General features: G+C 57.4%; 22 protein-coding genes. 11 read left to right on the top strand and 11 right to left on the bottom strand.

Going from position 1 to position 25444, the window contains the following annotated elements:
- Positions 1-110: 110 nt before the first annotated feature.
- The 3 genes from G5380_RS07025 to G5380_RS07035 form a co-directional block, all read right to left on the bottom strand.
- On the bottom strand, positions 111-287 hold the full coding sequence (locus G5380_RS07025; protein WP_005347176.1) for a hypothetical protein: 177 nt from the start codon (positions 285-287) through the stop codon (positions 111-113).
- A gap of 279 nt (positions 288-566) precedes the next feature.
- The gene (locus tag G5380_RS07030; protein WP_216953259.1) at positions 567-1016 is read right to left on the bottom strand and encodes a C40 family peptidase; all 450 of its coding nucleotides are present in this window, start codon (positions 1014-1016) and stop codon (positions 567-569) included.
- Between the two features lie 193 nt (positions 1017-1209).
- Positions 1210-2118, bottom strand: coding sequence for a hydrogen peroxide-inducible genes activator (locus G5380_RS07035; RefSeq protein ID WP_421231048.1), 909 nt, complete (start codon positions 2116-2118; stop codon positions 1210-1212).
- 146 nt (positions 2119-2264) lie between these two features.
- Between G5380_RS07035 and G5380_RS07040 the strand changes: the two genes are divergently transcribed.
- The gene (locus tag G5380_RS07040; protein ID WP_216953261.1) at positions 2265-2867 is read left to right on the top strand and encodes a peroxiredoxin C; all 603 of its coding nucleotides are present in this window, start codon (positions 2265-2267) and stop codon (positions 2865-2867) included.
- A 181-nt stretch (positions 2868-3048) separates the two neighbouring features.
- Here the strand turns inward: G5380_RS07040 and G5380_RS07045 are convergent, their stop codons facing one another.
- The 6 genes from G5380_RS07045 to G5380_RS07070 form a co-directional block, all read right to left on the bottom strand.
- Complete coding sequence (locus tag G5380_RS07045; protein WP_216953262.1) at positions 3049-4014, bottom strand: alpha-L-glutamate ligase-like protein; 966 nt, start codon at positions 4012-4014, stop codon at positions 3049-3051.
- A gap of 3 nt (positions 4015-4017) precedes the next feature.
- Entirely contained in the window at positions 4018-5556 is a 1539-nt protein-coding gene (locus G5380_RS07050) for an inactive transglutaminase family protein (protein WP_227342369.1), read from the bottom strand.
- A gap of 3 nt (positions 5557-5559) precedes the next feature.
- Positions 5560-6348, bottom strand: coding sequence for an ATP-dependent zinc protease (locus tag G5380_RS07055; RefSeq protein WP_040067873.1), 789 nt, complete (start codon positions 6346-6348; stop codon positions 5560-5562).
- A 52-nt stretch (positions 6349-6400) separates the two neighbouring features.
- The gene (gene cmoB / locus G5380_RS07060; protein ID WP_421205262.1) at positions 6401-7378 is read right to left on the bottom strand and encodes a tRNA 5-methoxyuridine(34)/uridine 5-oxyacetic acid(34) synthase CmoB; all 978 of its coding nucleotides are present in this window, start codon (positions 7376-7378) and stop codon (positions 6401-6403) included.
- The gene (gene cmoA / locus G5380_RS07065) at positions 7375-8121 is read right to left on the bottom strand and encodes a carboxy-S-adenosyl-L-methionine synthase CmoA (RefSeq protein WP_005353159.1); all 747 of its coding nucleotides are present in this window, start codon (positions 8119-8121) and stop codon (positions 7375-7377) included. The genes cmoB and cmoA overlap by 4 nt, the downstream gene beginning before the upstream one ends.
- 275 nt (positions 8122-8396) lie before the next feature.
- Positions 8397-9245, bottom strand: a complete 849-nt coding sequence (locus G5380_RS07070) for a DUF72 domain-containing protein (RefSeq protein WP_421205259.1) — start codon at positions 9243-9245, stop codon at positions 8397-8399.
- A 162-nt stretch (positions 9246-9407) separates the two neighbouring features.
- Between G5380_RS07070 and G5380_RS07075 the strand changes: the two genes are divergently transcribed.
- The 3 genes from G5380_RS07075 (at position 9408) to G5380_RS07085 (ending at position 12301) form a co-directional block, all read left to right on the top strand.
- Positions 9408-9659 (top strand): FmdB family zinc ribbon protein, encoded by a 252-nt coding sequence (locus G5380_RS07075; protein ID WP_005337686.1) that lies wholly within the window; start codon positions 9408-9410, stop codon positions 9657-9659.
- A 32-nt stretch (positions 9660-9691) separates the two neighbouring features.
- Positions 9692-11458 carry an aspartate--tRNA ligase gene (gene aspS / locus G5380_RS07080; RefSeq protein ID WP_005337684.1) on the top strand — a complete coding sequence of 589 codons (1767 nt, stop codon included), beginning with the start codon at positions 9692-9694 and terminating at the stop codon, positions 11456-11458.
- Between the two features lie 102 nt (positions 11459-11560).
- Positions 11561-12301 carry a YebC/PmpR family DNA-binding transcriptional regulator gene (locus G5380_RS07085; RefSeq protein ID WP_005337681.1) on the top strand — a complete coding sequence of 247 codons (741 nt, stop codon included), beginning with the start codon at positions 11561-11563 and terminating at the stop codon, positions 12299-12301.
- 528 nt (positions 12302-12829) lie between these two features.
- On the opposite strand, the gene adhE is transcribed toward G5380_RS07085, so the two are convergent.
- Positions 12830-15496: a bifunctional acetaldehyde-CoA/alcohol dehydrogenase gene (adhE, locus tag G5380_RS07090; RefSeq protein WP_019446648.1), complete on the bottom strand. Its 2667-nt coding sequence runs from the start codon at positions 15494-15496 to the stop codon at positions 12830-12832.
- 840 nt (positions 15497-16336) lie between these two features.
- On the opposite strand from adhE, the gene G5380_RS07095 reads away from it, so the two are divergent.
- From G5380_RS07095 to G5380_RS07125, 7 genes are all read left to right on the top strand, one after another.
- Complete coding sequence (locus tag G5380_RS07095; protein ID WP_005337678.1) at positions 16337-16972, top strand: YchE family NAAT transporter; 636 nt, start codon at positions 16337-16339, stop codon at positions 16970-16972.
- A 279-nt stretch (positions 16973-17251) separates the two neighbouring features.
- Complete coding sequence (locus G5380_RS07100; protein WP_421352575.1) at positions 17252-18871, top strand: ABC transporter substrate-binding protein; 1620 nt, start codon at positions 17252-17254, stop codon at positions 18869-18871.
- A gap of 98 nt (positions 18872-18969) precedes the next feature.
- The gene (gene oppB, locus G5380_RS07105; protein ID WP_005337672.1) at positions 18970-19890 is read left to right on the top strand and encodes an oligopeptide ABC transporter permease OppB; all 921 of its coding nucleotides are present in this window, start codon (positions 18970-18972) and stop codon (positions 19888-19890) included.
- Between the two features lie 14 nt (positions 19891-19904).
- Entirely contained in the window at positions 19905-20816 is a 912-nt protein-coding gene (oppC, locus tag G5380_RS07110; RefSeq protein WP_005337670.1) for an oligopeptide ABC transporter permease OppC, read from the top strand.
- Positions 20817-20870: 54 nt separating this feature from the next.
- Positions 20871-21851, top strand: a complete 981-nt coding sequence (locus G5380_RS07115) for an ABC transporter ATP-binding protein (RefSeq protein ID WP_100646210.1) — start codon at positions 20871-20873, stop codon at positions 21849-21851.
- On the top strand, positions 21852-22847 hold the full coding sequence (gene oppF, locus G5380_RS07120; RefSeq protein ID WP_005337666.1) for a murein tripeptide/oligopeptide ABC transporter ATP binding protein OppF: 996 nt from the start codon (positions 21852-21854) through the stop codon (positions 22845-22847).
- Between the two features lie 302 nt (positions 22848-23149).
- On the top strand, positions 23150-24094 hold the full coding sequence (locus tag G5380_RS07125; protein WP_421352576.1) for a TerC family protein: 945 nt from the start codon (positions 23150-23152) through the stop codon (positions 24092-24094).
- Between the two features lie 65 nt (positions 24095-24159).
- On the opposite strand, the gene alr is transcribed toward G5380_RS07125, so the two are convergent.
- Positions 24160-25386 carry an alanine racemase gene (gene alr / locus G5380_RS07130; RefSeq protein WP_103422279.1) on the bottom strand — a complete coding sequence of 409 codons (1227 nt, stop codon included), beginning with the start codon at positions 25384-25386 and terminating at the stop codon, positions 24160-24162.
- Positions 25387-25444 lie beyond the last annotated feature (58 nt).

Genomic DNA, 25444 nt, shown 5'->3' on the forward strand with positions numbered 1-25444 from the left:
ATGGTAGAGGGGGCATGCAAAAGGGCGTTATGCGGGAACTTGCTATGCGCGAAGCAATAGGGGGCAGCCTTGCTGCCAACAGATGGCTGGCAGCAAGGTGACGGTCGGGATCAGGTGGTCTTTTCCAGATGGTTCTGGTAAATCTGCTGCCACTTGTCCAGTTCGGTTTCATCTCCCTGTTGTTGCCAGAACTCGCAGATGGAACTCGCCATCTCGCATGCCATGGCGTGGTCGCCGTCACGGCGACTCATCAGGTATTGCCCCAGCCAGTTTTGATACTGTTTCATTGGATGATCTCCTTATCTATTTAACCCTTGATACTGCTGCTGTGAGCCACCCGTCCGGCAGTGCTGTCACAGCCACTTTCGCTGCTTCGCTTATTGTCAATCAGGACAGATAGCGTATGAGAAAAGCGCGAAAGTGCTAAAAATTGGCCACCATCTTATCACAAAATGGTATGAAAGGCAGGTTTTGGGGCCAATTGAGTTTTCAGTGCAGGGGATTATCTCGACCTGGCGACCGGGATTGACGGAGTCCAGCAGTATAACGGGCAGGTGTTTGAACCTTTACTGGGTTACCCGACGGGCTTGCCAATAGCGGCTGTTCCAGTAGACATTGTCGAGTCTCGAACGGATTACACCCTTGCTCGTGGAGGCGTGGATAAACTCGCCGGCACCGGTATAGACCCCCACATGGTACTGCTGCCAGCCGGTTTTGAAGAAGACCAGATCCCCGTGTTGCAGCCGGTAGCGATCCACCGGTTTGCCGATACTGGCCTGGGATTCGGTGGTTCTTGGCAAGTTGACTCCCAGCACCTGATTGTAGGCGAGCTGGGTGAAGGCGGAGCAGTCGAGTCCGGCGCGGTTGGTGCCGCCCATCCGGTAGGGGACGCCACGCCACTGCTGGTAGAAACCGTCAAAGGCACTGCTCTGCTGGCGGGGCGGCGGTGGCTCTGGCGTGCTGGAGCAGGCGGCCAGCAGCAGGGTCAGCAGGGATAGCATCAGCTTGCGGTACATCGGAGAGCTCTCCACAACGGGGTCTACCAATAGAGACGTCTGTTAACCGCCACCCCGGACAGAATATGGTGACGGCCGCCAGTGGCGTGACAACTTTTCCATCATAAACAGGGATCTGGCTTGATACCTAGTCCCGAAAGGAGAAAATGCGGCAAGTGAGCGAAAAACGCCAGCCTGCGGCTGGCATTCGGGGTCAGTGGGCGGGATTGATCAGTGGGGTAAGCAATTCGGCCAGCTTATAGAAGGTTTGCACCCGGGTGGTACTGGGACGCCAAACCATGCCGATCTCGCGATAGGATTTTTCCCCCGGCAGGGGAATGGCGACCAGATCCGAATTGGCAAGAATGCCGGCGTCGATGGCCATCTGAGGCAGGAAGGTAGTGCCAAGTCCCGCCTCGACCATCTGCACCAGAGTGTGCAGGCTGGTGGCGGCAAAGGGATTGATCTTGCTCTTGTCCCGCAGACGGCAAGCGCTCACTGCGTGCTCGGTGAGGCAGTGCTCCCGCTCCAGCAGGAAGATGCTCTGGTTTGGCAGCTCCTTGTAGTCGAACGGGGTGTGTAGACCGGCCGCCATGCTGGCGGGCATCACCATGTGGAACGGATCCTGGCCGACGGTCTTGCAGTGAAAACCACCGATCTCGATGGGGAGAGCGAGGATCAGCAAGTCGAGCTGACCTTGTTCCAGCTGCTTGAGCAGATTGCTGGTGGTGTCTTCCCGCAGTAACAATTCGAGGTCAGGATAGGTTTTGCTGCATACTTTCAGCAGTTTGCTGAGCAGGAAGGGGGCGATGGTGGGAATACAGCCCAGACGCACGGTCCCCTGCATCACACCACCCTGGTGTTGACCTAGTTCCATCATATCTCGCGCATCGGAGAGCAAATTGCGAGCGCGCTCGACGATTTCCATGCCGACCGGGGTCATAATGAAGCTCTTGTGGTCCCGCTCCACCAGTTGCAGGTTCATCATCTCTTCCAGCGTCTGGATCCCGGTACTCAAGGTCGACTGGCTGACATGACAGGCCTTGGCGGCGCGGTTGAAGTTCTTGTGCTCGTCGAGAGCGACCAGATATTGCAGCTGTTTGAGGCTGGGCCAACGTTGCATAGGAAAATCCGATTAATGCTATCTATTTAATTTGATTTAACTAATCTACCACCGGGTCTATAGTTTGTCGCTTGAATTAGACGGACTAGGCTCTTGGTAGCCCAATCCTGACTGGATTGTTCACTTCACTTAAAGAGGAATTGAATATGGTATTGGTAGGCCGTCCCGCACCCGATTTTACCGCCGCAGCCGTTCTGGGTAATGGCGAGATCGTTGATTCGTTCACCCTCTCATCCCACATCAAAGGCAAGGCAGCCGTCCTGTTCTTCTATCCGCTCGACTTCACCTTCGTCTGCCCGTCCGAGCTGATTGCCTTCGATCACCGTCTGGAAGAGTTCAACAAGCGTGGCGTGGAAGTGATCGGTGTTTCCATCGATTCCGAGTTCTCTCACAACGCCTGGCGCAACACCAAGATCGAAGACGGCGGCATCGGCCCAGTCAAGTACCCCTTGGTGGCCGACATCAAGCACGAGATCTGCAAAGCCTATGATGTCGAGCACCCGGAAGCCGGTGTGGCGTTCCGTGGCTCCTTCCTGATCGACAAAAACGGTGTTGTTCGTCACCAGGTAGTCAACGATCTGCCGCTGGGTCGCAACATCGACGAGATGCTGCGCATGGTGGATGCCCTGCAGTTCCACGAAGAGCACGGCGAAGTGTGCCCGGCTCAGTGGGAGAAAGGCAAGAAAGGCATGACCGCCTCCCCGGATGGCGTTGCCAAGTATCTGTCCGAGAACGCCGCTTCCCTGTAATCGGGTCTGCGTGCCGGATAGTGAAAAACCGATGCCCAGGCATCGGTTTTTTTATGGCCGTTGTTTGGCTGTCTGGTTCTGTCCCATTGCTCGGCAGGATTGTCGTTGCCGGCAGCGCGCCGATAAACGGCAGTCATAAAAAAGCGCGCCCTTTGGCGCGCTTTTGACATGGGGGGCGGGACTACTCGTCAAAGATACCGAAGTGTTCTTTGGCAAAGTTGACCCGCTGCGCCACGCTCATCTTGACCTGTCCCAGCTTCTCGATGGTCTTGAGGTTGGGCACCAGGCCACGACCGTTGGCGATTTGAATGGCCAGACCCGGGCGGGCGTTGAGCTCCAGCAGCATGGGGCCGCGGAACTTGTCCAGCACCATGTCGGTACCGATGTAGCCCAGACCAGACATCTCGTAACAGGAGGCGGCCAGGGTGAGCAGGGTATCCCAGTGGGGTACCTTGAGCTCATAGAGGTCGAGGCCGGTATCCGGGTGGTGTCGCAGCGGATTGCCAAACTGCACCGCCCGCAGCGCGCGGCCGGTACGCAGGCACAGACCCACCCCAACGGCGCCCTGGTGCAGGTTCGCCTTGCCATCGGAGGCCGAGGTGGAGAGGCGCATCATCGCCATCACCGGGAAGCCTTTGAAGATGATCACCCGGGCATCGGGCACCCCTTCGAACGAGTAGCCGTCGAATACGTCATCGAAGTTGATAAGGCCTTCGACCAGCGCTACGTCTGGCTTGCCACCAAGCGAATAGAGCCCCGCCAGAATGTTGGAGACATGGCGCTCCAGATCCTGGCCGTTGCAGGCGCTGCCGTTGGGTTTGTAGAAGAGACCATCTTCCTGACGGAGGATCACCAGGATCCCCTTGCCGCCAGAGCCACGGGCCGGCTTGATGCAGAAGCCCGGCCAATCTTTTACCAGCTCGGTGATGCGACCTACATCGTGCTGGGCACGGATGGTGCCGATCAGCTCAGGCACCGTCACGCCTGCATCCAGCGCAATTTGCTTGGTCTGCAGCTTGTCATCCACCAGCGGATAGAGGCTGCGCGGATTGTAGCGGCTGATGTAGGAGTGGTTGCGCTTGTTCATACCGAGGATGCCTGCCTGCGACAGGCTCCACGGAGTAGTGTACTTTTCCCAGAACCACATCTGTTACTTGTCCTTACCCGGGGTGGCGCCAGACTTGATCTCGTCCACCAGCGGCTTGAAGCGCTTCAGCTCACTCAGCTTGTAGCCGGTGTAGTTACCCATCAACAACACGGTCGCCATCAGTACCAGCTGCAGGCCGAGGAAGTTGAACGTGAGGTGACGGATCAGTTCGTTGTCCATGGCCAGATAGGCGATGATGGCCACCAGCAGGGAGCCACCGCCCTGACGGAACACCTCTTTCGGGCCCTCTTCTTCCCACAGGATGGACATCCGCTCGATGGTCCAGGAGAGGATGATCATCGGGAAGAAGGTGATCTTCATACCGTCGGTCAGCCCCAGCTTGAAGGCGAACGCGGAGAAGATACCGATCATCGAGATAACCATGATGATGATTGCCGATATTCGGGCGACCAGCAGCAGGTTAAGCCGAGATAGATAGGAGCGGATGATGAGACCGGTGCCGACGATCAGCAGGAAGCCGATGAGACCGGTGATCAGCTGGGTCTGGATAAAGGCGACGGCGATCAGCACCGGCATAAAGGTACCGGAGGTCTTGATGCCGACAATCACGCGCAAGAACACCACCATCAGCACGCCGATCGGGATCAGCAGCAAGCCCTTGAACAGGGTCTGCTCTTCCAGCGGCAGGCTGTGGATAGAGAAGTTCATCATCTCTGATTTTTCAAACTTCTGGGCCAGCGCCACGCTGACCGGCTGCTCCTGCTCGATCATCGAGAAGCTGACACGGGAGTTGTGACCACCGGTCACATCCAGCAGGGCGCCGGAGTTGTACTCCCACAGCAGCAGGTTGGCCGGACGGCCCTGTTCACCGGTTTGCGGGTTGAACAGCTTGTAGTCGGTCGGGCTGTTGAATACCTGCAGGTAATCCACCAGCTCCTGACGACGGCGGCCATCTTCCAGATTCAGAGCATGCACCACGCGGGTGGGGACGTCAGCATTGTTGAGCAGCTCGGCGATCAGGTTGGCACGGCTCTTGTGCTTTTTCAGCAGCTCGGCGTTCTGCTCCTGCTTCTCGATCTCCTTGATGATCTCGCGAGTCAGGGTGTAGCCGTCGGCAGAGCGCTCCTGGGCCCGCTCGAGGATCTGCTTCATCGCGGTGGCATAAGGCTCACTCTCGATCTGCTTCTCGATGGCAGGCGGCTGCGGATTGGCGGCCGGTTTGGCATGGGCATCTGCCATCATGTCGACGCGGTAGTAGAGCTCCTGACGGCCGGAGGCGGTGCGGATGGACCACTCGGCGCGGGCATCGCCATCTTTCTCGACAAAGGAGAGGCCGTAGCCGGGGCTGGCGGCGTTCTCGTTCATCAGGGTGAAACCGGGCTGGGTGCCCGGAATGGCCAGGGAGGCGATCACCGGCTCACCGGTCGCCTCAAACTCCAGCTTGGCTTCGATGGACCAGATCTGGCGCTTTTCACCGGGCGTCAGCGGCACATCCAACGCGATATGGTGATAGATCGTCATCCCCAGGCCGACAATGTACAGCAGGGCTACCAGCAAATAGAACGGCTTACGGGAAACCATGGATTATTTCACATCCTTGAGCTTGGGTTTGGGTTGGATATATTCGCGGGCCACATCAACCACGGCGATGTCTTTCAAAAATTCGCGACCCAGCAGCACCGGGAAGGTCATGTCGCTGCGGTCCTTCAGGGTAAATTCGGCTTTCTCGGTCATGTCGCCAATCCGTACCGCCAGACGGACCACCGGACGGCGGTCGAGATCGTCGGCAGAGGCCTGACGCACCCGCACATGGCGTACCAGCGGCGCTTCGATCTGGATCTTGTCATCCACATCCTGATGACTCAGGAAGAAGCGCACCCAGTTTTTGCCATTGCGTTCGAAAATGGTGATCTCCTGGGCACTGATGGAGGAGGTGGTCGCACCGGTATCGACCCGCGCCTGGAAGGCGTCGTTGGCGGCATCAACCCAGATCCACTCCGCTTCACCGACCATCAGCTTGCCATCGATGGTGTGGCCCTGATTGGGGGCCGGGCACTTCTCGGTGGGGATGGCCATCGGCTTGGGCGGCTCGGAGGGGAGGGTGGCGAGCTTGTGGTCTACTTGCTTGACGGACTCTTTCATATTGGTGACATCTGTGTTGAGCTGAACCAGCAGGTGCTGTTGCTGCACATACTGCTTCTGTTGCTGTTCCATGGATGTTTGCAGGCGCTGCTCGCTCTGGCTCAGCTCGCTACGAAGCTCGGCCAGCGTCAGAGCAGGGACCTGAGGCGCTTTTTCCATATTGACACACCCGCCGAGACTAAGCAGGGAGAGCAGGGTCATTCCTTTTAATTTGCTTTTCATGTCATTCATTTAACTGTGCTTCCTGGAATTGGGTCAGTGTAACTTCCTGAATCGCCATCGGCTAGTCTTTGGCCTTGCGGGCAATCAGTACGGCACGTTTCGGCGCCGGGTGTCCTTCTACCGTGAGTGCCGGATTGTCTGGATCCAGATAGTCACTCAGGGATTCATTAATCATCCAGTCGGTACGACGCTGTTCGTCGGTGCTGGTCATATTCTCGTCTACTATCCGCACGTCGGTGAAGCCGCAGCGCTCGACCCACAGCTTGAGGGCGCGGCTTGAGGGAATAAACCAGACGTTGCGCATCTTGCCGTAACGATCGGTGGGTATCAGCACGTCGTTGACCCCGCCATCAATCACTAGCGTCTCCAGCACCAGCTCGCCATCATCTTTCAATTGATTGCGCAGCTGCTCGATGTGCTCGATGGGGGATTTGCGGTGATAGAGCACCCCCATGGAGAAGACGGTGTCAAAGGCACGCAGCTCCGGCAGCTCCTGAATACCGAGCGGCAACAGGTGGGCGCGCTGATCATTGCCCGCGAAGTGGCGAATGGCCTCGAACTGGCAGAGGAACAGCGGGCTAGGGTCGATGCCGACCGCCAGCTTGGCCCCTTCACCCACCATGCGCCAGAGGTGGTAACCGCTGCCGCAACCCACATCCAGCACGTAACGCCCTTCGAGCGGGCTGATATGGGGCAGCACCCGATCCCACTTCCAGTCCGAGCGCCACTCGGTGTCGATATGGATACCGTGCACCGTGAACGGCCCCTTGCGCCAGGGCATGAAGTGGCGCAGCAGGCTCTCGACCTTCTTGCGTTCACCTTCGCCAAGGCTCTCGGCCGAGCCAATCTCGACCCGGCTTTTCAGCTCGATGTTGCCGGGGGAGACCACCGGTAGCTTGTTGAGGGCGCGGTTCCAGCGCGGCAGGTCGCCATGCTGGTTGTCATGTTGCCAGGCGTGCAGCTGGGCGGGCAGGGTATGCAGCCAGTGGCTCAGCCGGTTTTTGGCAATCAGTTGATAGAAATTGGCAAAGTCGATCATGGCTGGGCGTCGCTGGATTTGATGGCAATCATGGAGCCGAAGTTAAAGCACTGGAACCAGAGATCCTGATGGACGAAACCGGCGTCCCGTAGGCGAGCCTGATGCACCGGCAGGCTGTCGGTGCGCATCACGTTCTCAAGGGCGGTGCGTTTCTGGCTGATCTCCAGCTCGCTGTAGCCATTGGCACGCTTGAAGTCGAGGTGCAGATCGATGAGCAGCTCGTTGACCGGTTCATCTTCGAAGCGGAACTTTTCGCTCAGGATCAGGATCCCGCCCGGGCGCAGCCCATCGTGAATGCGCTGGATCAGGGCGGCCCGTTTCTCTGGCTCGACAAATTGCAGGGTGAAATTGAGCACCACCACGGAGGCGTTCTCGATCTCGATGTCGCAGATATCCGCCTCTACCAGCTCCACCGGCACCTCGGATTTGAAACCGGAGAGGTGGGCGCGGGCACGCTCAATCATCGGATGGGAGAGATCCACCGCGGTGATGCGGCAGCCGGGCTGGCTGACATGGCGACGCATCGCCTGGGTCGCGGCGCCCAGTGAGCAGCCGAGATCATAGAGTCGGCTCTCGGGTTGGGCGTAGCGGGCGGCCATCATGCCGATGGCAGAGATGATGTTGCTGTAACCCGGCACCGAGCGCTGGATCATATCGGGAAAAACGTCGACGACCTGTTCGTCAAAACAGAAGTCTCCCAATCGGGCGATCGGGGCGGCAAAAATTTGATCTTTGGTATGCATGCTGGCGCAACCTGACAGTCGGGACATCACCCGGCTGTATTGTTCAATTGAGTCGTTGGGTGACACCCATCAGAGTAGATTTATCACCTGTTTACGAACGGGGTGGCTGGTCGTGAAATCCTTTGGACCTGTCCTGTTCGTACGGGCCATGTTCCGGACCCTTACTTGGGGCGGTAGTGTAGAGGATTGATGGCCGTTTGTCTTGACGCCAGGGCTTGCCACGCCACAAAAAAGCACTTTTTTTGCAGCGAAACGATGGCCGCAGAATGGGTTGGCTAAAAGCGCAGCACTCCCTGCCGTGCGCGATCGTTTTCCCCTGGCCAGGGGGCCATCTCCTGCTCCAGCAAGCGGGTGATCTGGCGGGCCAGCTCAGGTGCCTGGGCGTTGTCGGCAGTATGTATATAGAGGTAGAGATCCTTGCCCTCGGAAAGCCACTGGCGCCAGTGGGGGAGCCAGCTGGGCAGGAAGGGGTGATTGGCCGCCGGATCCGGCAGGCCGATAAAGCGCACCATGGGGGCGTTGGCGGTGGCCAGCAGATGTACCGGCAGGCGTGGCTTCTTGCCTTGGGCATCGACAAGGGCTGGCGTGGTTGCTGGCACCGAGAAGAGTGGCCGGCTGTCGAGCATCACCCGGTTCACTCCCTGTTCCATCAGCAGCCGGTTCAAGGCCCGCTCGGCCTCCCCCTTGGCGAAAAAGTCGGGGTGACGCACCTCGAGGGCGTAGCAAAACGCCCGTGGCAGCCGCTCGATAAAGGCCGCCAGTCTGGCCAGCCCCTCTGGCCCGAAACGGGCGGGCAGCTGCAGGGTGAGCAGCCCCAGCTTGTCGTGCAGCGGGGCGAGCAGGCGAATAAAGTCGGCAACCTGTTTGTCTGCGCTCACCAGATCGCTCTGGTGGCTGATGGTTTGCGGAAACTTGAAGTTGAAACGAAAGTGATCGGGCACCGCATCGGCCCAGCGCTGTACCGTATCGGGGGTCGGCAGGGCGTAGAAGGTGGTATTGCCCTCCACCGAATTGAACACGGTGGCGTAGTGGGCGAGGTGTTCGGCAGGCTTGGCGCCAAGGCCCAGCAACTGGCCGGGCCAGCTGGGGTGGGACCACTGTGGCAGGCCCAAATAGAGGCTCATGATGGCTATTCTCTTCGCTCTTGGTGCATTCGTGCCGATTTTTTGCCCGCTTTTTGCCATCGAGTGCAAAAAACTGGCGAAAGGAGGCTGCTGGCCATTTTACCCAAAAGGGGGTTTTCCTCTATAATGCCAGCCCTTTTGTTTTTCAATTTCTTGTGACCCATGCCTATCTACGAATATCGTTGCGACGTCTGTGGCCATGAATTGGCAAAACTGCAAAAGCTTTCCGATGCCCCCCTGACCGACTGTCCGGCCTGTAGCAAGCCGAATCTGGTCAAGCTGATATCGGCGGCAGGCTTCCGGCTCAAGGGAACCGGATGGTACGAGACTGATTTCAAACCGGGTAAGAAAAAGAATCTGGCCAGCTGTGAGACAGACGGTGCTTGCCAGTCGTGCCCGGCGGCCCAAGGTTAACCGTCTCTCTACAATTTCGAAGGAAGAAGTCCATGCGCTCTATCTATTGCGGACAGGTCAATGAGGCCCATGCTGGGCAGACCATTACATTGTGCGGTTGGGTTCATCGTCGTCGTGATCTCGGCGGTCTGATCTTTATCGATATGCGCGACCGGGAAGGGATCGTTCAGGTGTTCTTCGATCCGGACAAGCCGGATGCGTTCGCCCTGGCCTCCGAGCTGCGCGGCGAGTTCTGCATCCAGGTGACCGGCGTGGTGCGCACCCGTCCCGAGTCCCAGCGCAACAGCGATATGGCCACTGGCGCCATCGAAGTGTTCGCCCACGAGCTCAACATCATCAACCGTGCCGAGCCGCTGCCGCTGGACTTCAATCAGGTCAACAGCGAAGAGATCAGCCTCAAGTATCGCTACCTGGATCTGCGTCGTCCCGAGATGGCCAAGTACCTGAAGACCCGTGCCAAGGCCAGCGCCTTCGTACGCCGCTTCATGGACGAGCACGGCTTCCTCGATATCGAGACCCCGATGCTGACCAAGGCCACCCCGGAAGGTGCCCGTGACTATCTGGTGCCGAGCCGCGTGCACAAGGGCAAGTTCTACGCTCTGCCGCAATCACCCCAGCTGTTCAAGCAGTTGCTGATGATGTCCGGCTTCGATCGCTACTACCAGATCGTCAAGTGCTTCCGTGACGAAGACCTGCGTGCCGACCGCCAGCCGGAATTCACCCAGATCGACGTGGAGACCTCCTTCATGACCGCGCCGCAGGTGCGTGAAGTGATGGAAGAGATGATCCGCAAACTGTGGCTGCACATCCTGAACGTGGATCTGGGCGACTTCCCGATCATGACCTTTGACGAAGCCATGCGTCGCTACGGCTCCGACAAGCCGGACCTGCGTCTGCCAATGGAGCTGGTTGATGTGGCTGATCTGCTGACTGCTGTCGAGTTCGCCGTGTTCGCGGGCCCCGCCAACGATCCGAAAGGCCGTGTGGCTGCCCTGAAAGTCCCGGGCGGTGCCGAGCTCTCTCGCAAGCAGATCGACGAATACACCAAGTTTGTCGGCATCTACGGTGCCAAGGGCCTGGCCTGGATGAAGGTCAACGAAGCCGCCAATGGTATCGAAGGCGTGCAGTCTCCGGTTGCCAAGTTCCTCTCTGACGCCATCGTGCGCGAGATCCTGGCTCGTACCGGCGCAGCCGACGGCGACATCATCTTCTTTGGCGCTGACAGCAAGAAAGTGGTCTGCGATGCCATGGGTGCCCTGCGTCTGAAAGTGGGTCGCGATCTGGGCCTGCTGGAGAACAGCTGGAAACCGCTGTGGGTCATCGACTTCCCGATGTTCGAGGAAGATGGTGAAGGTGGTCTGGCCGCCATGCACCACCCGTTCACCGCGCCGAGCAACATGAGCCCGGCCGAGCTGAAAGCCAACCCTGTTGGTGCTTACGCCAACGCCTACGACATGGTGATCAACGGCTACGAAGTGGGTGGCGGCTCTGTCCGTATCCACAACAGCGAGATGCAATCCACCGTGTTCGATATCCTGGGTATCACCCCGGCCGAGCAGCGCCTGAAATTCGGCTTCCTGCTGGATGCGCTGAAGTACGGCACCCCGCCGCACGCCGGTCTGGCCTTCGGTCTGGACCGTCTCAGCATGCTGCTGACCGGCACCGAAAACATTCGGGATGTCATCGCCTTCCCGAAAACGACCGCGGCCGCCTGTCTGATGACAGACGCCCCCAGCCTTGCCAACGCCGCCCAACTGGGTGAGCTGGCGATTGCAACCACCGTCAAGGGCGACGAGTAAGCCGATACCGGCACCGGAGGCCGCCGCCGTGCGGCCTCTGTGTTTCCCTTGGGTTAGTCATGATCAGTGTTACTGACATTTAAAAAATAACGGAGAGTCTCTATGGCAGGTCACAGTAAATGGGCCAACATCAAACACCGCAAGGCCGCTCAGGACGCCAAGCGTGGCAAGATCTTCACCAAACTGATCCGCGAAATCACTACCTCCGCGCGTCTGGGTGATGCCGATCCGGCCAACAACCCGCGTCTGCGTGCTGCGGTGACTGCCGCCCTGACCAACAACATGACCCGCGACACCATCAACCGTGCCATTCAGCGTGGCGCCGGTGGTGGCGATGGCGAACAGCTCGAGACCATCGTATACGAAGGTTACGGCCCGGCTGGCTCTGCCGTGATGGTAGAGTGCCTGACCGATAACCGTAACCGTACCGTAGCCGAAGTGCGTCACGCCTTCAGCAAGTGCGGTGGCAACCTGGGCACCGACGGCTCCGTTGCCTATCTGTTCAGCAAGAAAGGTCTGCTGACTTTCGTGGGCGTAGACGAAGATGCCCTGATGGATGCCGCGCTGGAAGCGGGCGCCGATGACGTGGTCACCGAAGAGGATGGCACCATCGAGGTGTACACCACCCCGAACGACTTCGGTACCGTGCTGGATGGTCTGGAAGCTGCCGGCTTCAAGGCCCAGAGCGCCGAAGTGACCATGATCCCCTCCACCGAAGCGGAGCTGGATGCAGAGACTGCACCCAAGCTGATGCGTCTGATCGACATGCTGGAAGATCTGGACGACGTGCAAGAGGTTTACCATAACGGCTCCATCTCCGATGAAGTCGCTGCGACCCTCTGATCGCTGAATTGTGCTCTCCCGATGGCAGCCTGATGGCTGCCATTTTTTTATCTTTGCATCGTGGCAACTGCTGATGTGTCGGTTGCGCAACTGGTGCTGCAACTCTCTTCACTGACAGTCTTTCCCGCTTTCTCTGCGCATTATCATTGCTCTATTCATGCCAGTCGGTTGGCCCTGTACGTACGCCAGTCGGCAGTTCTGCTGCGTTGCGTTAGCGAGGCTCTGCTTATCTTGTTTATCACACCTTTAGCTCTTGAGATGGCGTTGACTGCTCACATCTGCCGTCAGGGTAATTCGTTGGGGGTAGGGGATAGGAGGTGATGGGGCGTGCTCTTGTTATCACAGGTGCCCATCAATACAGAGTGACAGGTTGGGATGTTGATAGCGGATTGGCTGGGGCGAGTTGGTTGGTTGGTTGGGAAGTTAGGCGCTGCACTACCGCAATCGGCTGGAGTGAGGAGCTCTGTGATAAGTGGCAGATAAAAAAAGCCCGCGCAGTGCGCGGGCTTGTTATCTCAGGACTGGTTATCAGGCCTTGGATTTCTTCTTGCCTTCAACCTTGGCTTCAACCGGGGCAGCAGTTACCGGAGCGGCTTCGGTGAACGGACGACCGTAGTAGGAGTCCAGCAGAACCTGCTTCAGCTCGCTGATCAGCGGGTAGCGCGGGTTGGCGCCGGTGCACTGGTCATCGAAAGCTTCGATAGCCAGCTGGTCAACCTTGGCCAGGAAGTCAGCTTCAGTCACGCCAGCTTCGCGGATAGAGGCCGGGATACCCAAGGTCGCCTTCAGCTCGTCCAGCCAAGTCAGCAGCTTCTCGATCTTGGCGGCGGTGCGGTCACCGGCAGCAGTCAGACCCAGGTGGTCAGCGACTTCGGCGTAACGACGACGAGCCTGCGGACGGTCGTACTGGGAGAACGCAGTCTGCTTGGTCGGGTTGTCGTTCGCGTTGTAGCGGATGACGTTGCTGATCAGCAGGGCGTTAGCCAGACCGTGCGGAATGTGGAACTCGGCACCCAGTTTGTGAGCCATGGAGTGGCACACACCCAGGAAGGCGTTGGCGAACGCGATACCGGCGATGGTGGCAGCATTGTGCACCTTCTCACGAGCGATCGGGTCGTTGGCACCGTTCTGGTAGCTGGACGGCAGGTACTCTTTCAGCATTTTCAGGGCTTGCAGCGCCTGGCCGTCGGAGTACTCGTTAGCCAGTACGGAAACATAGGCTTCCATGGCGTGAGTCACGGCATCGATACCACCGAAGGCACACAGGGACTTCGGCATACCCATGACCAGGTTGGCATCAACGATGGCCATGTTCGGGGTCAGCTCGTAGTCAGCCAGCGGATACTTCTGACCAGACACTTCATCGGTTACTACTGCAAACGGAGTGACTTCAGAGCCGGTACCGGAAGTGGTGGTGATACAGACCAGTTCGGCCTTCACGCCCATTTTCGGGAACTTGTAGATACGCTTGCGGATATCCATGAAGCGCATGGCCAGATCTTCGAACGCAGTGTTCGGGTGCTCGTACATCACCCACATGATCTTGGCAGCATCCATCGGTGAACCACCGCCCAGCGCCAGGATAACGTCCGGTTTGAAGGAGTTGGCCATCTCGGCACCCTTGCGAACCACAGCCAAGGTCGGGTCAGCTTCTACTTCGTAGAACACTTCCACTTCCATATTCTGTGCTTTCAGCAGGCTGACCAGTTCATCGGCGTAGCCGTTGTTGAACAGGAAGCGGTCGGTCACGACCATGGCACGCTTTTTACCTTCCAGGTCGCTCAGAGCGATCGGCAGGGAACCACGACGGAAGTAGATGGATTTCGGAAGTTTGTGCCACAGCATGTTTTCTGCCCGTTTTGCGACTGTCTTCTTGTTGATCAGGTGCTTCGGACCCACGTTTTCGGAGATGGAGTTACCGCTCCAGGAGCCGCAACCCAGGGTCAGGGACGGAGCCATTGCGAAGTTGTACAGGTCACCGATACCGCCTTGGGTAGACGGAGTGTTGATCAGGATACGCGCGGTCTTCATCTTGTCGCCGAAGTACTTGATGCGGTCAGCGTTGCGGTCCTGGTCGGTGTACAGACCTGAGGTGTGGCCGATACCACCGATGTTGACCATGTCACAGGCCATATCAACGGCGTTTTCGAAGCTGCTTGCACGGAACATACCGAGCAGCGGGGACAATTTCTCGTGAGCAAACTCATCTTCTGCACACAGCTTGACGCCTTCACCGATCAGGATCTTGGTATCAGCCGGTACAGTCACGCCTGCCATCTCGGCAATCTTGGTGGCTGGCTGGCCAACGATGTTGGCGTTCAGGGCACCGTTGATCAGGATGACTTTACGTACCTTGTCAGCATCTTCTTTGGAGAGCACATGGCCCTTGTGGGATGCAAAGCGCTCTTTAACCTGGTCGTAGATGGCATCAACAACGATGACCGCCTGCTCGGAAGCACAGACCACGCCGTTATCGAAAGTCTTGGACATCAGGATGGAGGCAACGGCACGCTTCACGTCGGCGGTTTCGTCGATAACGATAGGCACGTTACCAGCACCTACACCGATCGCAGGCTTACCGGAAGAGTAGGCTGCTTTCACCATGCCCGGGCCACCGGTGGCCAGGATCAGGTTGATGTCTTCGTGCTTCATCAGGGCGTTAGAGAGCTCAACGGACGGTTGGTCGATCCAGCCGATGATGTCTTTCGGTGCACCAGCGGCAACAGCTGCATCCAGTACCAGCTTGGCTGCGGTATTGGTGGAGTTTTTGGCGCGGGGGTGCGGGGAGAAGATAATGGCGTTGCGGGTCTTGAGCGCGATCATGGATTTGAAGATCGCAGTAGAGGTCGGGTTGGTGGTCGGAACGATACCACAGATGATACCTACCGGCTCGGCGATGGTGATGGTACCCATCTGATCATCTTCGCTCAGAATGCCGCAGGTCTTCTCGTCTTTGTACTTGTTGTAGATGTATTCGGAGGCGAAGTGGTTCTTGATAACCTTGTCTTCGATGATACCCATACCGGATTCTTCCACGGCCATCTGGGCCAGGGGGATACGGGCGTTGTTGGCGGCCAGGGCGGCGGCACGGAAGATCTTGTCTACCTGCTCTTGAGAGAAGCTGGCGAATTCACGCTGGGCTTCCTTAACGCGGGCGACCAGTGCATCCAGTTCAGCCAAATTGGTTACTGCCATGTTTATCTCCTGATTATTTGAAAACTGTTTAGTAAGACGTTGGCAATGCCCGGCAATTATAGTCGCCCTGTCAAGACGGTATCGTTGCAACAGCTTTTTCACATGCCTTACTAAATCGCTTTCTGAGTCGATTATAGAGCGGGGCTGACTCAGAAAAACTTGATCTGGATCATGTGTAACAAAAGAACAAAAGAAATTTTATTTCACAATCCTTGTTTGACTGATGTTATCGGAATGTGCATCAAAGGGAAAGGTGAGAGACTTGTTAATGCAGAGCAATAAACCACATTTATCAAGTGGTTAATTGCACTAGGCCATAGTATTACAGAGCTATTTTGGCGGTATAGGTTAGCAAATATGAGTGAATTGGTTTCAAAATCACCGACAAACGCACTTTATTCCAGCGTTTGTTGCAAAAATGATTGTTGTTTTAATCCATGACTAATCCGCTTTATTCCCCAAGGGGGCTATTTCTGCCCCCTTTCCCGGTTTTTGCATTGTGGCTCTCTTGCCGAGTCAATGAAGTAATGTCTGGCCTGAAATAGTGGGAAGGCAAAGCCTGGATCCTCTCGAGTCGCTTGGTCATTCGGTCAGTCACCGTCGGACTCTCTGGTCATGATTAAGCAGGCTTGCGCTCACTTTTCTAACGCGTGTCGGGCGGTAGAAAGGGCTTTTGGCATCGGTTTATGCCAGTTAGCGCGGATGCATTAGATGAACTAACTAAAAAACCCTCAAAATGGTGAGATTATTTGATTGGTGCCCGCTCTGGCTATGATGTAAATTTACGCACGAAATTAATGGACTGGCCCGCTGGGCCCGAAACTCTATTGGAAGGCGCCTATGGCAGCAATTGACGTCTCGTTGTATCTGAAGTTTTTTGTCGGTTTGTTCGCAATTATCAATCCGCTTGGTTTGTTGCCGGTGTTTGTCAGCCTGACCAGCCACCATACCCAGGCCGAGCGGATGAAAACCAATACCACCGCCAATATCGCGGTGATGGTGATCCTGCTGGTCTCCATGTATATGGGGCAGCTGATCCTCGATGGGTTTGGCATCTCGCTGGCATCGTTCCGGATCGCCGGTGGGTCGCTGATTACCCTGATTGCTTGGTCGATGCTGCAGGGCAAGCTGGGCGAGGTGAAGCACAACAAACAGGAAAAGGGCGAACTGGCGGTGCGCGAGTCTATCGCCGTGGTGCCGTTGGCGCTGCCGCTGATGGCGGGCCCCGGTGCTATCTCCTCGGTGATTGTCTATGCCAGCCAGAGCCACTGGCAGCAGCTGCTCGGCATGTCAGTGGTTGTCGTGGTCTTCTCTTTCTGCTCCTGGCTCATCTTCCGCGCCGCCCCGCTGCTGTTCAAGATCATGGGCAACACCGGTATCAACGTGGTGACCCGTATCATGGGTCTTATCATGATGTCGCTGGGTATCGAGATCATGGTGGCCGGCATCAAGGGGGTTTTCCCCAGCCTGATGTGAGCCAGCTCCGCTTTATGAAAGCCGGTCCTCGTGACCGGCTTTTTATTGGTTGCTTTTTGCACGGTCTTTTCTAGAATCGGTCGTTTGTGTGAAAAATGAGCGCTTTGCTGGTGTTTTAATACTGAAAAAGCGCATGCCAGCTGGTTTTTTGACCAGAAAATGACGATTACCCTGACAATATCTGTTGCATTATCGGAATTGGCAGGGAATTATGCTGGGAGCGGGTTTTAACCCCGTCACTTTAAAAAACGCATGGAATGTTCTTGTTGGAGTAGGGAAATGACTCATAAAAAAACAATTATTAACACATTGCTGGTGGCTGCACTGTTTGGTGGCGTCAATGTGGCTCAGGCTGCCGATGTCCCGGCGGGAACCAAGCTGGCTGAAGTCCAGCAACTGGTAAAAGGCAACGGCTCCGAGCCTGCGACCCTTGACCCGCACAAGACCGAAGGAACGGTCGAATCCAATATTCTTCGTGACCTGTTCGAGGGTCTGGTACTTTCTGGTCCCAAGGGTGAAGTACTGCCTGGCGTAGCAGAATCTTGGGAAACCAAGGATAACAAGCACTACGTCTTCCATCTGCGCAAAGATGCCAAGTGGTCCAACGGTGACCCGGTCACTGCCCACGATTTCGTTTTTGCTTTCCAGCGTGCCGTTGATCCGAAAACCGCCTCTCCTTACTCCTGGTATCTGGAGATGCCGACTATCGCCAACGCCACCGATATTATCGCTGGCAAGAAACCCGCTGATACGCTGGGTGTGAAGGCGACTGACGACTACACCTTCGAAGTGCAGCTTGAGAAAGCCATCCCTTACTTCGTCAGCATGCTCTCCCACACCACCACCTATCCGGTACCGAAAAAGGTAGTCGAGCAGTTTGGTGACAAGTGGACCCAGCCGGAGAACATGGTATCCAACGGTGCCTATGTGCTGAAGAAATGGGTGGTTAACGAGCGGATAGAGCTTGAGCGCAACAAAAATTACTGGGACGACGGCAAGACAGTGATCAATACAGTGGTCTATTTGCCGATCCAGTCTACCAACGCCGATCTGAGCCGCTATCTGGCGGGGGAGGTGGATCTGACTTACACCACACCTATCGAACGTTTCAAGCAGCTCAAGAAGGATTACCCGAATGAACTGAAGGTGACCGGCTTGGTGTCCACTTACTATTACCAATTCAACTTCAAGCACAAACCGTTTGACGATGTGCGTGTCCGTACTGCGCTCTCCTACGCCATCGATCGTGATGTGATCGCCGACAAGGTAATGGGTCAGGGCCAGACTCCGGCTTACGGTCTGACCCCAGACTATGTGGATGGTTTCAAGCCAGTAGTCGCCGATTGGTCGAAGATGACCCAGGCCGAGCGTGATACCAAAGCGAAAGCCATGTTGAAAGAAGCCGGTTTCGATGCCAGCAAGCCGCTCAAGCTCGAACTGCTCTACAACACCGACGACAACCACAAGAAAGTGGCCGTGGCCGTGGCCTCCATGTGGAAGAAGCTGGGTGTGCAGGTGAGCCTGGTCAACCAGGAGTGGAAAACTTACTTGGAAACCAAGAAACAGGGGCAGTTTGAAGTAGCTCGTGCCGGCTGGAACGCTGACTATAACGAAGCCTCCTCCATGCTGGATCTGATGCAGACCACCCACGGCACCAACGACGGCAAGTACTCTAATCCGGAGTATGACAAGCTGATGGATGAGTCTCGCGATCAGGTTGACGATGTGGCCCGCAACAAGATCTATGCCCAGGCTGAGGCCATCCTTGCCAAGGACATGCCGATCGCCCCTATCTATCAATACGTTACTCCGCGCATGGTGAAATCCTATGTGGGTGGCTACCCGGCTAACCCGCTGGATAACCTCTACAGCAAAGATATGTACATCATTGCTCACTGATTTAAAGCAACAAGTCGCATAACAAGCAGGGCCCGCCGGACGGCGGGCCTTTATTACAACCGCGACCATTTGGAAGCAGTACAGGACAGGAAATGTCTATGTTGAAATTCATTTTTAAACGGCTATTGGAAGCGATCCCGACTCTGCTGGTCTTGATCACCGTCTCTTTCTTCATGATGCGTTTCGCCCCCGGTAACCCCTTTACCAGCGAGCGTTCACTGCCCCCCGAAGTCATCGCCAATATCGAGGCCAAATACGGGCTCGACAAACCCATTGGCATGCAATATCTCACCTACCTGGGCAACCTGGTGCAGGGTGATTTGGGCCCCTCTTTCAAATACAAGGATTTCACCGTCAATGATCTGGTGAGTCAGGCGCTGCCTGTTTCCGCCAAGATCGGGACCACGGCCTTCTTCTTCGCCGTGCTGCTGGGGGTCACCTTCGGCACCATAGCGGCACTGAAACAGAACACCATCATCGATTATCTGCTGATGTCGTCGGCCATGGCCGGGGTGGTGATCCCGGGCTTTGTGCTGGCGCCCTTGCTGGTGCTGTTCTTCAGTATTCATCTTGGCTGGTTCCCTGCCGGTGGATGGCAGGGGGGTGGCATCCAGTTTATGGTGCTGCCGGTGTTCGGCATGATGATGTACTACATCTCAGCCATCTCGCGGATCATGCGGGGCAGCATGATCGAGACCATGAACTCCAACTTCATCCGTACCGCCCGTGCCAAGGGCTTGCCGCTGCGCCACATCATCCTGAAACACGCGCTGCGTCCGGCCATGCTGCCGGTGGTCTCCTATCTTGGCCCGGCCTTTGTCGGCATCATCACCGGTTCCGTGGTGATCGAGACCATCTTCGGTCTGCCGGGGATCGGTCAGCTGTTCGTCAACGGTGCCCTTAACCGTGATTACTCCATGGTACTCGGTCTGACCATTCTGGTCGGCGCCCTCACCATCACCTTTAACGCTGTGGTCGATATTCTCTACGCCTTTATCGATCCCAAGATCCGTTACTAATTCGGGAGTTCATCATGGTTGTTTCAACTGAAAAACGCGATGCCGTCGAGGCGTTCGCGCAAAAAGTGGAAGTGGTGGAGGGACGTTCCCTGTGGAAGGATGCCCGTCGCCGTTTCCTGCGCAACAAGGCGGCCCTGACCAGCCTGATCATTCTGACCATCATCGGTCTGGCGGTCATCTTTGGCCCCCACTTGTCCCAATACACCTTTGACGATCCGGACTGGGGCGCCATGCAGTCGCCGCCGGATATGGAAGCGGGTCACTACTTCGGTACCGACAGCCTGGGGCGCGATCTGTTCGTGCGCACCCTGCTGGGTGGCCGTATTTCCCTGATGGTCGGCATCATGGGCGCCATGGTGGCGGTCATCATCGGCACCCTGTATGGTGCGGCCTCCGGCTTTATCGGCGGGCGGGTCGACAGCCTGATGATGCGGGTACTGGAGATCCTCAACGCTTTCCCCTTCATGTTCTTCGTCATCATGCTGGTCACCTTCTTTGGCCGCAATCTGGCGCTCATCTTTATCGCCATCGGGGCGGTGAGCTGGCTCGACATGGCGCGTATCGTGCGGGGCCAGACTCTCAGCCTCAAGAGCAAGGAGTTTATCGAGGCAGCCCACGTCTGTGGCGTCTCCAAGTGGAAGATCATCACCCGTCACATCGTACCGAACGTACTCGGTATCGTGGCCGTCTACGCCACCTTGCTGGTGCCGGGGATGATCATGTTTGAATCCTTCCTGAGTTTCCTGGGCCTTGGAGTTCAGGAACCGATGACCAGCTGGGGTGCCCTGCTGGATGAAGGCTCCAAGTCGATGGAAGTGGCCATCTGGCAACTGCTGTTCCCCGCCTGCTTTATGGTGGTGACCCTGTTTTGCTTCAACTTCCTCGGGGATGGTCTGCGTGACGCCCTCGATCCGAAAGATCGTTAATCGAGCATCGGATCGACAGGAAAGCATCACGAAAGATCGATAAGGAGTTTTTATATGAAGTTACTGGATGTGAAAGATCTGCGGGTCGAGTTCAAGACCCCGGACGGCAATGTGGTGGCGGTCAACGACCTCAACTTTTCTCTCTCTGCGGGTGAAACCTTGGGGATTGTCGGCGAGTCTGGCTCCGGCAAATCCCAGACGGCCTTTGCCATCATGGGGCTGCTGGCCAAAAACGGCATTATTACCGGTTCCGCCAAGTTTCAGGGTGAGGAGATCCTCAACCTGCCGGAGTCCAAGCTCAACAAGATCCGCTCCGAGAAGATCGCCATGATCTTTCAGGACCCCATGACCTCGCTCAACCCCTACATGAAGGTGCAGGATCAGCTGATGGAAGTGCTGATGTTGCATAAGGGCGTCAGCAAGGCTGAAGCGTTCGAAGAGTCGGTACGGATGCTCGATGCGGTCAAAATTCCTGAAGCACGCAAGCGGATGGGGATGTATCCCCACGAGTTCTCCGGCGGTATGCGTCAGCGGGTGATGATCGCCATGGCGCTGCTCTGCCGGCCGCAACTGCTGATCGCCGACGAGCCGACCACCGCGCTCGACGTGACCGTGCAGGCCCAGATCATGACCCTGATGAACGAGCTCAAGCGCGAGTTCAACACCGCCATCATCATGATCACCCACGACCTTGGCGTGGTCGCCGGTATCTGCAACAAGGTGCTGGTGATGTATGCCGGTCGTACCATGGAGTACGGCAAGGTAGACGATATTTTCTATCGCCCGAGCCACCCCTATACCGAAGGCTTGCTGCGCGCCATTCCCCGCCTCGATACCGAAGGGGAAGTGCTGCCCACCATCCCGGGCAATCCGCCCAACCTGCTGCGTCTGCCGACCGGCTGCCCCTTCCAGGAGCGTTGCCACCGGGTCAGCGAGATTTGCGGCCAGCAGTCACCAGTTCTGACCCCGTTCAACGACGGTCGAGAGCGTGCCTGTCACTGGGTTTCGGATGCCATCAACAAGGGGGCCAACTAAATGGGTGCCGACAAAAAATTGCTGTTGGAAGTGTCTGACCTCAAGGTTCACTTCAGTATCAAGAGTGGCAAGGCGTGGCCCTGGGCCAAGCCGTCTGATCTCAAGGCGGTCGATGGCGTGACCTTGCGTCTCTATGAGGGTGAAACTCTTGGTGTTGTGGGGGAATCCGGCTGCGGCAAGTCCACCTTTGCCCGCGCCATCATCGGTCTGGTACCGGCCACCGATGGCAAGGTGGTGTGGCTGGGTGACGATCTCACCAAGCTCGATCAGAATGCCCTGCGCGAGAAGCGCAAAGAGATCCAGATGATCTTCCAGGACCCGCTGGCCTCCCTGAACCCGCGCATGACCATCGGCGACATCATTGCCGAGCCGCTCATCACCTTCTACCCCAACCTGCCGCGGGAAGAGGTGAAAGAGAAGGTGCGCGCCATGATGAGCAAGGTGGGGTTGTTGCCCAACCTGGTCAACCGCTATCCGCACGAGTTCTCCGGCGGCCAGTGCCAGCGGATCGGGATTGCCCGGGCGCTGATCCTCGAGCCCAAGATGATCATCTGCGACGAGCCGGTGTCGGCGCTTGACGTATCCATTCAGGCGCAGGTGGTCAACCTGCTCAAATCCCTGCAAAAGGAGATGGGGCTGTCGCTCATCTTCATCGCCCACGATCTGTCGGTGGTCAAACATATCTCCGATCGGGTGCTGGTGATGTATCTGGGCAACGCCGTTGAGCTGGGGACTCGCAAGGAGATCTTCGCCAACCCGTTGCACCCCTACACCAAGGCGCTGATGTCAGCGGTGCCGATCCCGGACCCTGAGCTGGAGCGCAACAAGGTGATCCAGATCCTGGAGGGGGATTTGCCATCGCCGATGAATCCGCCGTCAGGCTGCGTGTTCCGCACCCGCTGCCCGGTGGCTGGCCCCGAGTGCGCCAAGACCCGCCCCGTGCTGGAGGGGAACTTCGATCACGCGGTCTCCTGCCTCAAGGTCGACCCGCTCTGATGGGGCTGTGTTGAATCTGCTTGCGGGGCTCCTTGATGGGGCCCCGATTTATTTCTGGCGGTAGTGAAGATGCCTCTTGGCGTTATCTTTTACCGCTGCTACTATCCGCGCAACAAGGGGAGTAACTTCCCGCCGGTTTGTCGTCATTACGGTGCACCCATATCCTGCAGTGCACCCGGCAGCCGGGCAGTTGATGTAAATCAGCTGTAAGTGAGACCTTGCCGAGAGGCAAGGTGTATCTGCTCCAAACGCAAACCCACGCCTCTCGGTCGTGGGTTTTGTCGTTTTTGGGAGAAGTGAAAATGGGTGAATGGTGGATGTGGACCGGTTTCTTCAGCATAGTGCTGGTCCTGTTATGGATAGACATACGCTTTGTCGGTGGCGGCAAGTCACACAAGGTGTCCCTCAAAGAGGCGGGTGTCTGGTCCCTCGTCTGGGTCAGCGTGGCGCTGCTCTTCAACCTGGCTATCTGGCTCTGGCTGGATCACAGCGCGGGTCGTGAAATCGCCAATCAGAAGGGGTTGGAGTTCCTCACCGGCTACCTCATCGAGAAAGCGCTGGCAGTGGACAACGTCTTTGTCTGGCTGATGCTGTTCGGTTACTTTGCCATTCCGGCCGAGCTACAGCGCCGGGTGCTGCTCTATGGAGTACTGGGTGCCATCGTGATGCGTGCCGGTATGGTGTTCGCGGGTAGCTGGCTCATCGAGCAGTTCCACTGGATCCTCTATCTGTTCGGCGCTTTCCTGCTGCTGACCGGTGCCAAGATGCTGTGGGCGGCCGACAAGGAGCCGGACTTGGCCAACAATCCGCTGCTGGGCTGGATGCGCCGTCGCTTCAAGGTGACCGAGACCCTGGAAGGGGAGAAGTTTTTCGTCTGGCGTGACGGTGTGCGCTATGCCACTCCGCTACTGCTGATCCTGGTGCTGGTGGAGGTGAGCGATCTCATCTTCGCGGTGGACAGTATCCCGGCCATCTTCGCGGTGACCACGGATCCCTTCATCGTGCTGACCTCCAACATCTTCGCCATCATGGGTCTGCGTGCCATGTACTTCCTGCTGGCGGGTGTGGCTGATCGCTTCGCCCTGCTCAAATACGGTCTGGCGCTGATCCTGATGTTTATCGGGGTCAAGATGCTGCTGCTGGATATCTTCAAGATCCCGACTGGCATAGCACTGGGCGTAGTCGCGTTGATCCTGCTGGCATCCATGGGGCTGAGTCTGTTTGTGACCCGTAAAAAGGCCGCTTGAGCGCGGCAGACAATGAAGCAATAACAACAAGGGCTCCCGCGGGAGCCCTTTTTCATATCGCGTGATCAGCGTTTGATCTTCTTGGGGTTGGTGTAGCCCCAGATGGTGTACATGTCCGCCAGCAGGGCGCCGTTGTACTCCTCCAGATCCGCCTGTTTCACTTCGGCGTCACCCTGACGGCCAAACAGCACCACCTCGTCACCGGGTTTCACACCCTTCAGGTCGGTCACGTCCACCATGATGGTGTTCATGGAGGTCTTGCCGACCACCGGCACCTTCTGACCCTGGATCAGCACATAGGCCTTGTTGCTGAGGGCGCGGCGATAGCCATCGGAGTAGCCCAGCGGCAGGTTGGCGAGCCAGGAGTCACGCTTGAGAGTAAAGGTGCGGTCATAACCGACGGTGTTGCCCGCGGCATAGTGGTTGACCGAGGCGACCTGGGTCTTGAATGCCATCACCCGCTTGTACTCGGTGTGGGAGGGGATGGAGTCACCGTAGAGCAGGCCGCCCGGGCGCACCATGTCGAAGTAGGCGTCCGGCACGGCCAGGGTGGCGAAGGAGTTGGCGGCGTGGATGGTGATCTTGCTGCGATCCAGCTTGCCCGCTTCCAGTAGCCACTGGGAGTCCAGTTTGAACTGGGCCAGCCCCATCTTGACGTCCTCTTTCTCCTCAACCGGGAAGTGGGTCATGATGCCGACCGGGGTGATCCCCTTTAGCTTGAGCATGGCCAGCGCATCCTGCTTGGCATCGGCCAGACGCAGGTCGATGCCGTTGCGGCTCATGCCGGCGGAGTTGAGCGCGATATGCACCGGAATGGTGGTGTGGTGGCGCTGGGCGATATCGGCGATACCCTGGGCACTGACCAGACTGCCGATCAGCTCCTCCATCTTGTAGGGCAGGGCCTGCTCTACTTCATCCGGGGTGGCAGCACGCACCCGCATCAGACGGCCGGTAAAGCCCTTCTCGCGGGCGACGCGCGCCTCTTCGTTGCTGGCGATGCCGATGCAGGGGATATTGGCCTTGACCACGGAGGGGACCAGCAGGTCGATGCCATGACCATAAGCGTCGGCCTTCATGATGGCGCAGATCTGCGGGCCTTTGTCACCGAGACGATCCTTGAGGGTCTGGATATTGTGTTCAAAGGCGCCCAGATCCACTTCCAACCAGGCGTTGCTGGCGGTTTGCTCCTGGCCGTTTCGATGATCCGTCGCAAGGGGCAGATAGGGAGCCGCAACGGCTTGGCCCGCGAGCAGGCCGAAGATCAGGGTAGCCAGCAGAGTTTTCTTGTGCATGGTGATTCCTTTTTGTTGTTCGCGTTGGATAGTTTGGACGGGGTCGGCCACATTGGTG

The organism is Aeromonas sp. 604443, assembly GCF_049170315.1.
GTDB lineage: Bacteria > Pseudomonadota > Gammaproteobacteria > Enterobacterales > Aeromonadaceae > Aeromonas > Aeromonas veronii_A.

Coding starts and splice junctions, on each gene's coding strand:
- G5380_RS07025 (WP_005347176.1), bottom strand. CDS start 287: ATGAAACAGTATCAAAACTGGCTGGGGCAATACCTGATGAGTCGCCGT.
- G5380_RS07030 (WP_216953259.1), bottom strand. CDS start 1,016: ATGTACCGCAAGCTGATGCTATCCCTGCTGACCCTGCTGCTGGCCGCC.
- G5380_RS07035 (WP_421231048.1), bottom strand. CDS start 2,118: ATGCAACGTTGGCCCAGCCTCAAACAGCTGCAATATCTGGTCGCTCTC.
- G5380_RS07040 (WP_216953261.1), top strand. CDS start 2,265: ATGGTATTGGTAGGCCGTCCCGCACCCGATTTTACCGCCGCAGCCGTT.
- G5380_RS07045 (WP_216953262.1), bottom strand. CDS start 4,014: ATGTGGTTCTGGGAAAAGTACACTACTCCGTGGAGCCTGTCGCAGGCA.
- G5380_RS07050 (WP_227342369.1), bottom strand. CDS start 5,556: ATGGTTTCCCGTAAGCCGTTCTATTTGCTGGTAGCCCTGCTGTACATT.
- G5380_RS07055 (WP_040067873.1), bottom strand. CDS start 6,348: ATGAATGACATGAAAAGCAAATTAAAAGGAATGACCCTGCTCTCCCTG.
- cmoB (WP_421205262.1), bottom strand. CDS start 7,378: ATGATCGACTTTGCCAATTTCTATCAACTGATTGCCAAAAACCGGCTG.
- cmoA (WP_005353159.1), bottom strand. CDS start 8,121: ATGCATACCAAAGATCAAATTTTTGCCGCCCCGATCGCCCGATTGGGA.
- G5380_RS07070 (WP_421205259.1), bottom strand. CDS start 9,245: ATGAGCCTCTATTTGGGCCTGCCACAGTGGTCCCACCCCAGCTGGCCC.
- G5380_RS07075 (WP_005337686.1), top strand. CDS start 9,408: ATGCCTATCTACGAATATCGTTGCGACGTCTGTGGCCATGAATTGGCA.
- aspS (WP_005337684.1), top strand. CDS start 9,692: ATGCGCTCTATCTATTGCGGACAGGTCAATGAGGCCCATGCTGGGCAG.
- G5380_RS07085 (WP_005337681.1), top strand. CDS start 11,561: ATGGCAGGTCACAGTAAATGGGCCAACATCAAACACCGCAAGGCCGCT.
- adhE (WP_019446648.1), bottom strand. CDS start 15,496: ATGGCAGTAACCAATTTGGCTGAACTGGATGCACTGGTCGCCCGCGTT.
- G5380_RS07095 (WP_005337678.1), top strand. CDS start 16,337: ATGGCAGCAATTGACGTCTCGTTGTATCTGAAGTTTTTTGTCGGTTTG.
- G5380_RS07100 (WP_421352575.1), top strand. CDS start 17,252: ATGACTCATAAAAAAACAATTATTAACACATTGCTGGTGGCTGCACTG.
- oppB (WP_005337672.1), top strand. CDS start 18,970: ATGTTGAAATTCATTTTTAAACGGCTATTGGAAGCGATCCCGACTCTG.
- oppC (WP_005337670.1), top strand. CDS start 19,905: ATGGTTGTTTCAACTGAAAAACGCGATGCCGTCGAGGCGTTCGCGCAA.
- G5380_RS07115 (WP_100646210.1), top strand. CDS start 20,871: ATGAAGTTACTGGATGTGAAAGATCTGCGGGTCGAGTTCAAGACCCCG.
- oppF (WP_005337666.1), top strand. CDS start 21,852: ATGGGTGCCGACAAAAAATTGCTGTTGGAAGTGTCTGACCTCAAGGTT.
- G5380_RS07125 (WP_421352576.1), top strand. CDS start 23,150: ATGGGTGAATGGTGGATGTGGACCGGTTTCTTCAGCATAGTGCTGGTC.
- alr (WP_103422279.1), bottom strand. CDS start 25,386: ATGCACAAGAAAACTCTGCTGGCTACCCTGATCTTCGGCCTGCTCGCG.